The following is a 7,460-nucleotide window of genomic DNA, read 5'->3' as shown; positions in this document are numbered from 1 at the left end:
GGGCCCGGTAGAGCGGGGCCATGCCCCGCTGCTTTGCTGGTGACGGGCATGGCCCGTCACTACCCTCACGCTTGGTAGAGCGGGGCCATGCCCCGCTGCTTTGCTGGTGACGGGCATGGCCCGTCACTACCCTCACGCTTGGTAGAGCGGGGCCATGCCCCGCTGCTTTGCTGGTGACGGGCATGGCCCGTCACTACCCTCTCGCCTTGGTAGAGCGGGGCCATGCCCCGCTGCTTTCCTCATGACGGGCATGGCCCGTCACTACCCTCTCGCCTGGTAGAGCGGGGCCATGCCCCGCTGCTTTTCCTGGTGACGGGCATGGCCCGTCACTACCCTCACACCCGGTAGAGCGGGGCCATGCCCCGCCGTTCCATCAGAAGCGCAGGTCCGCCCGCGCGTACCAGAAGCGCCCACGCGGAATGTCGTAGGTCGAGGCGTCGTAGCCATTCAACGAGCACGACAGGCAGATCGGCGGATCCTTGTCGAACACGTTGTTCAAGCCCAGGCTCAGCTGCAGCCCCTTCATCCAGTCGACCTTGTAGCCCACCTGCATGTCATGGAAGGTGGTGGCAGACAGCTCATTGGTGCCTTCCGCCTGGTTGCCGCAGATCGGGAATGCCGCCACGTCGCCGCATTGTTCGGTCAGCTTGGAAATGTGCCGCACCGTCCACGATGCATTCCAGTTGTCCAGCGACCAGGCCACGGTGGCGTTGCTGGTCCACTCCGGAATCGAGCTGTCGGCCACTTCCACGCCGGGTTCCTGCGGCTGCTTCTGCCCTGCCGCACCCAGCGCCTCGTAGCGACCGACGAAGGTGTTCTGCCAGCCAAGCTTGAACTGGCCGATGTCGGTCTGTGGAAGCGTCCAGAACAGGTCCACGTCCCAGCCGTCGGTCTTGATCGAACCCAGGTTGGTCAGGCGGTTGTTGAAGCTGCTGATCGCACCGGTATTGGCGCGGGTGATGCCATCGCAGTACAGCGGGTCCAGCGTATCGGCGCACAGGTCCAGCTGGGTCTGCGCGTTGATCGCCTGGATGGCGCCCTCGATATGGTGGCGGTAGAAGGTCACTTCCACGTCGAAGCGCTCCGACCAGGACGTGTTGCTGCCAAACCACGGGCTCCACACGAAGCCGGCGCTGAAGCTGCGCGAACGCTCCGGCTCCAGTTCGATGTTGCCGCCGGTGGTCACTGAAATCTGCGAATTGGCCTGCTGGAAGCCGCCCGGCACGCCGAGTGCGGCACAGTTGGCTGCACTGCCACGCGGTGGCGTCCCCCCCAGGCCGACCGAGCACGGATCGAAGATCTGCAGATCGGCACGTGCATCCGAACCGTACAGTTCGCCGATGGACGGCGCACGGAAGCCTTCGGCATAGGTGGTGCGCAGCACGAAGTCATTGGTCACCTGCCAGCGCAGGCCATACTTCGGGGTGAACTCGCCGCCGAAGGTCGAGTAATCCGAATAGCGCCCGGCCAGGCTCAGGTCCAGCTTCTCGCCGATCGCCGTCTTGGCGAAGATCGGGATGCTCAGCTCAAGATAGGCTTCGTTGACGTCGTACGAACCGGATGTCGGCTGCGACGGGACGCCGTTGTAATGGCCGGCCACGGTCAACGGATCCGGCTGGTACCAGCCTTCGTATTTGCGATATTCGTAACCGGTGGCGAAGGACACCGGTCCGGCCGGCAGGGTGAACAGTTCGCTGGACAGGTTGGCGGTGAACAGGCTGAGCTCGTTCTGGCTGCGGTCGCGCACCACCGGCTGGATCCACTGCAGCATCTCCGGGGTGATGCTGCCCTGCCCCCCGAACAGGTTCAACGGCACGCAGCCGGGCGTGGCGGCACAGATGGCCGGATCACCCAGTGCCATGTTGACGTTGTAGATGTTGTAGCTGCCACGATTGGTCTGCTCGGCCTTGTTCTTGCTGTACATGCCGTTGACGTCCCAGAACCAGCTGCGGTCGGCGGCCTGGAAGTCGCCGACCAGTCCGGTGGCGAAATAGGTCGTGTTGACCTCCTGCTCGAACACACGTGGGCCGCCTTCCACCGGGCGCCTGCCGAGATACTGCAGGTTGTCCGAGGACACAAGGTCGAAGCCGAACGGGTTGTACGGATTGAGTGCCGAGATGCTGATGTTGTCGGCCAGCGGATTGCCGGTGCCGGCATTGGGGCCGAATCCCAGTGGCTCCGGCGCGGCCTGGTTGGTGGACTCGCGGCGGTTGGCCAGCGCCTTGACGTACCACTGCACGTTGTCGGTGATGTCGAAGCGGAACTGGCCAAACACACCCTTGCGCTCGGACGGGGTCAGCAGCAGGTTGTACTCGGCGAAATTGAAGCGATCGGCCGTGCTGAAGCAATGGTAATCATCGCTGCGGTTGCAGCCCGCACTCCCGTCGTACGCCGGTGTGGTGGCGCCGGTATTGGGAACCAGGTCCTGTACCGCGCCGGTGTTGGGATCGACGAACTGGAACCGCCCCTGCGGGATGCCGCCGCTGCCGAAGGCCACGCCGGTTCCCGGGATCGGAAAGCGCGACTGCTCCCGGCTTCGCGCGTACACCGGATCCTGCTTGGTCCAGCTGGCACCGAGGAACACGCTGAAGCGGTCACCGCTGGTGCCCCAGGCCAGGTCCACGCCACGCTGGTTGCCGTCGCCCTTGCCATACTGGCCGTAGTTCATCGTTACCTGGGCCCCGTCGAAATCGCGGCGGGTGATGATGTTGACCACGCCGGCGATCGCATCGGAGCCATACAGCGACGACGCACCGTCCTCCAGCACCTCGATGCGTTCGACGATGGCCAACGGAATGGTGTTGAGATCGGTGGCTGCACCCACGCCGGACGCCGACGACTCGTTGACCCAGCGGATGCCATCGACCAGCACCAGCACGCGCTTGGCCCCCAGGTGACGCAGGTCTACCTGCGCCGAGCCCGCGCCGACCCCGCTGCCATCCGGCGGGAACCCGAAGTTGCCGGAAGAATTGAATTTCGCATTGAGTGCCGAACCCGACCCGGTGAGCTGTTGCAGCACTTCACCGATGGAGGTCAGGCCGGTGCGCTCGATCTCGGTACGGGTGAGCGTCTGTACCGGCACCTGGCCCTCCACTTCGGCGCGCTTGATGCGCGTACCGGTCACTTCAACGCGATCCAGTTCGGTTGTGGCACGCGGTGTCTCCTGTGCCCCTGCGGCGACGGAAGACATCAGTCCCACGCACAGTGAAACAGCGACCGCCAAAGGGCGGTAGTGCAGGTTGTTCATTCGCTTTCTCTCTCCAGATTGGCGGTTTTAACGCCTTCCCCGATGGGAGGCGTCTTAGTTGTAAACAACCTGTAAAACAGGCGTCGTGACGCGCACCTCGCTTTCACCCAGCCTGCACAAAACCGTCTGGGGATGAGCGATAGATGCCTGCCGCGGTCCACTCACTGCGAAACTGAATTCAGCCTGGGGCCGCTATGCTGGGCCCATGAGCCGAATCCTTCGCCCCGCCCTGTCCCTGCTTGCCGTCGCTGCCGCACTGTCCGGTGCAGCGCCAGGTGCCTTCGCCCAGTCCAGCGACGCACAGCGCGCGCAGCTGAAAGCCGCCATCGCCGATGCCGAGCGTGGCCAGTTCGATGCCGGCAAGGCTGGCGCGCTCAGTCGCAATCCGGCCTATGGCTGGCTGGAGTACGCCAACCTACGCCGCAACATCGAAACGGTCAGCAACGAGCAGGCGCAGGCGTTCCTGAAACGCTACGACGGCCAGGCCGTGGCCACCACCTTCCGCAGCGTGTGGCTGCCTGCGGTTGCCCGCCGCCAGGACTGGCCAACCCTGCTGGCCAACTGGGTACCTACCGACAATACCGGGCTGCGCTGCGCCCACCTGACGGCCCGCCAGGCCACCGGCAAGGCCGATGCCCAGTGGACCACCGAAGCGCAGGACCTGTGGCGCAAGAACGGCAAATCGCTGCCGGACGGCTGCGACGCGGTATTCGCGGTATTGCAGGCGCAGGGCGGGCTGACCGATGCGCTGCGCTGGGAACGCCTGGATGCCGCCGCCGATGCCCAGCAGCCGGCGGTAATGCGCAGTGCAGCACGCGGCCTGCCTGCTGCCGACCTGGCGCTGGCCAACGACTACGCCGCGTTCGTGGATGCCCCCAATGCGAAGGCGCTGAACTGGCCGCGCAACGAGCGCAGCCGCCGCATCGCCACCGATGGCCTGGAGAAGCTGGCCAAGGCCAATCCGGATGCCACCGAACAGCAGTTGCCGCAGTATGCGCAGGCACTGGGCCTGACGGCGGACCAGCAGGCGCAGGTGAAGTACCAGATCGCGTTGTGGACGGTGGCTTCCTACCTGCCCGATTCCGCGCGCCGCCTCAATGCGGTGCCGGATTCGGCGTATGACGAACGCCTGCACGAATGGCGCGTACGCGAAGCGATGTCGCGCGGTGACTGGCCGGCCACGCTGGCGGCGATCCGCAGGATGGGGCCTACCCAGCGTGCCGATTCGCGCTGGACCTATTTCGAAGCGCGCATGCTGGAGAAGACCGGACAGGCCGCGCAGTCCAGGGCGGTGTTCGCACGCGCCGCCACGTCGCCGACCTTCCACGGTTTCCTGGCCGCCGACAAACTGCAGCAACCCTACCCGCTATGCCCATGGAAGCCCGATGACAGTAACTCGGCACGCGCCGCCGTGGCCCGCAACCCGGCCATCGTGCGCGCCATGGAGCTGTACCGCATCGATCGCGCCAGCTGGGCCACTGCTGAATGGAACAGCGCACTGGCGACCTTCGACGATACCCAGCGCCGCCTGGCGGTGGAAGTAGCGCAGGAAAACGGCTGGTTCGATCGTGCCGTGTTCTCGCTCGGCAAGCAGCCGGACGAACAGCGCCTGTACCACCTGCGCTTCCCGCTGCACCACGACGGCAGCATCCGCCGCGAAGCCGCGCGCAATGCCATCGACCCGGCCTGGGTGGCCGCCGAGATCCGCGCCGAAAGCATCTTCAGTCCCAATGCACGCTCGCCCGCCAACGCAATGGGCCTGATGCAGGTGCTGCCGGCTACCGGCGCCGCAGTGGCCAAGAACATCGGGCTGACCAACTATGGCGGCGCATCCAGCCTGTACGACCCGGACACCAACATCGCCATCGGCACCGCCTACCTGCGGCAGCTGATGAACAAGTACGACGGCCTGCCCTACGTCACCATCGCCGCATACAACGCCGGCCCCACGCCGACGGCGCGCTGGCAGACGCAGCGTCCGGGATTCGACCCGGACGTGTGGATCGAAACCATCAGCTACAAGGAAACACGTGAGTATGTCGCCCGCGTGCTGGCCTTCAGCGTGATCTACGACTGGCGCCTCAACGGCGATGCCCTGCCGCTGAGCGACCGCCTGATGGGCAGGCTGGTGGATTCACGCAAGAAGTTCAATTGCGCGGCAGCGGCAGGCCAGGCAGCGGACTGACCCGCGACCGCGCCGAGCCCCGCGGCCGTGGCGCCGAGCGACCCCGTAGCGCCGAGCCATGCTCGGCGAGCGCAGCGGCAACGCGACCGTAGCCCCGGCCTGGGCATCGCCGCCGCTGTCGGCGCGCCGCCCACCAGCCGTATCATGGCAGGCATGAAGATCTATCTTGTCGGCGGCGCGGTGCGCGACCGCCTGCTGCAGCGTCCTGCCGGCGACCGTGACTGGGTCGTCGTCGGCGCCACTCCCGCCCAGATGCAGGACCAGGGCTTCCGTGCCGTCGGCCGTGACTTCCCGGTGTTCCTGCACCCGGACAGCAACGAGGAATATGCGCTGGCGCGCACCGAGCGCAAGTCCGGGCGCGGCTATCGCGGGTTCGTCGTCGATGCGGACCCGTCGGTGACGCTGGAAGAAGACCTGCAGCGCCGTGACTTCACCATCAATGCCATCGCCTGCGATGAGCACACCGGACAGCTGGTCGATCCCTATGGTGGCGTGCGGGATATCGAACAGCGCGTGCTGCGCCACGTTGGCCCGGCCTTCGTCGAAGATCCACTGCGTGTCCTGCGTGCGGCCCGCTTCATGGCCCGCTTCGCACCACTGGGCTTCACCGTCGCCGAGGAAACCATGACCCTCATGCGCGGGGTCGCCGCCAGCGGTGAACTGGATGCGCTGGTCCCCGAACGGGTGTGGCAGGAACTGCGCCGCGCGCTGGCGTCCGAACGCCCCTCCGCCTTCCTGCGCACCCTGCACGATGCGCATGCGCTGGGCCCCATCCTGCCGGAACTGGAAGCACTGTACGGCGTACCGCAACGTGCGGAGTTCCACCCGGAAGTGGACACCGGCGTGCACCAGGAAATGGTCAGCGACATGGCCGCACGGCTGGCGCCTGGCGATGACATGGTCGGTTTCGCCGCGCTCACCCACGACCTGGGCAAGGGCCTGACCCCTCCGGAGGAGTGGCCGCGCCACATCATGCATGAGCAGCGCGGCATCAAGCCGCTGAAGGCGCTATGCGCGCGGCTGAAGGTCCCGGTGGAGCACCAGCAACTGGCCGAGGCGGTGTGCCGCGAGCATCTCAACGTGCACCGCATCGATGAACTGCGTGATGCCACCGTGCTGGAACTGCTGGGGCGTTGCGATGCGCTGCGGCGGCCGGAACGCATCGCCCGCCTCGCGCTGTGCTGCGAGGCCGACAAGCGCGGCCGGCTGGGCTTCGAGGACAGCACCTATCCGCAGGGCGATACCCTCAAACGCGTGCACCAGGCCGCACTGTCGGTGCAGGCGCGCGACCTGGACACCACTCACCTGCAGGGCCCGGCAATCGGCCAGGCCCTGGCGAAGGCGCGCATCGCCGCGATCGCGGCAGCACGCCAGCGCTGATCAGCGTGCTTCGCCGCGGGTAAACGCGTCGGCGCGCTGCTTCAGCTGGACCACCGCATCGGGGATCATCTCCATGCCGATGTCGAAGCCCGGGTTGAGCACGAGGCCCACGCCATCGGAGATCGCACCGAGCAGCCAGCGCACTTCCACCTGCAGCGCATTTTCGAACTGCGGCAACTGGTCGCTCCACATGCCCGCACGCTCGATGGCAGAGAACACCGCGAACATGGGCTCATCGGCTTCGCTGGTCAGCACCAGCGGATTGATCGATTCGTCCCAGTCGGCGTCCGGCCCGACCGGCTTGTCCAGCAGCACGAATACCTGGTCGGACAACAGGCTGTCCAGGAATTCCGGCGCCTGCAGCGTTCCGTCCTGTGCCTGCACCAGGCGCACTTCCAGATCGTTCAGCGGTTCAAAGGGGGCTTCGGCTTCCACGGCTACTCCTGCTTGCGTGCGCACACGCGTGATCGATACCGCGACTTTAACAGCCCATGGCGTCGTCAGCCTGTCGAACGCCGGGTGCGGCAATCACGCCGATGCCTTTTCGGTAGTGACGGGCCATGCCCGTCACCGCGAACCGGCAGCCAACGCACCCGATGCGAGCGCAGCAGGCGCAGGACCAGGTAGTGACGGGCCATGCCCGCCACC

At 66.2% G+C, this 7,460-nt stretch carries 4 protein-coding genes; 2 read left to right on the top strand and 2 right to left on the bottom strand.

The annotated features are described in order from the left end of the window. Nucleotides 1–373: 373 nt before the first annotated feature. Nucleotides 374–3,247 (bottom strand): TonB-dependent receptor, encoded by a 2,874-nt coding sequence (locus tag H4O11_RS07290; RefSeq protein ID WP_182338738.1) that lies wholly within the window; start codon nt 3,245–3,247, stop codon nt 374–376. Between the two features lie 205 nt (nt 3,248–3,452). Between H4O11_RS07290 and H4O11_RS07285 the strand changes: the two genes are divergently transcribed. Together H4O11_RS07285 and H4O11_RS07280 are read left to right on the top strand one after the other, a co-directional pair. Continuing rightward, nucleotides 3,453–5,432, top strand: coding sequence for a transglycosylase SLT domain-containing protein (locus tag H4O11_RS07285; RefSeq protein WP_182338737.1), 1,980 nt, complete (start codon nt 3,453–3,455; stop codon nt 5,430–5,432). 153 nt (nt 5,433–5,585) lie between these two features. Beyond that, nucleotides 5,586–6,812, top strand: a complete 1,227-nt coding sequence (locus H4O11_RS07280) for a multifunctional CCA addition/repair protein (RefSeq protein WP_182338736.1) — start codon at nt 5,586–5,588, stop codon at nt 6,810–6,812. Here the strand turns inward: H4O11_RS07280 and H4O11_RS07275 are convergent, their stop codons facing one another. Next, nucleotides 6,813–7,247 (bottom strand): SseB family protein, encoded by a 435-nt coding sequence (locus tag H4O11_RS07275; RefSeq protein WP_182338735.1) that lies wholly within the window; start codon nt 7,245–7,247, stop codon nt 6,813–6,815. It abuts the gene before it with no gap. Nucleotides 7,248–7,460 lie beyond the last annotated feature (213 nt).

It is taken from the genome of Stenotrophomonas tumulicola (assembly GCF_014117215.1).
Lineage (GTDB): Bacteria > Pseudomonadota > Gammaproteobacteria > Xanthomonadales > Xanthomonadaceae > Stenotrophomonas > Stenotrophomonas tumulicola.
This window is presented reverse-complemented; position numbering and strand designations above follow the sequence as displayed.

Coding starts and splice junctions, on each gene's coding strand:
- H4O11_RS07290 (WP_182338738.1), bottom strand. CDS start 3,247: ATGAACAACCTGCACTACCGCCCTTTGGCGGTCGCTGTTTCACTGTGC.
- H4O11_RS07285 (WP_182338737.1), top strand. CDS start 3,453: ATGAGCCGAATCCTTCGCCCCGCCCTGTCCCTGCTTGCCGTCGCTGCC.
- H4O11_RS07280 (WP_182338736.1), top strand. CDS start 5,586: ATGAAGATCTATCTTGTCGGCGGCGCGGTGCGCGACCGCCTGCTGCAG.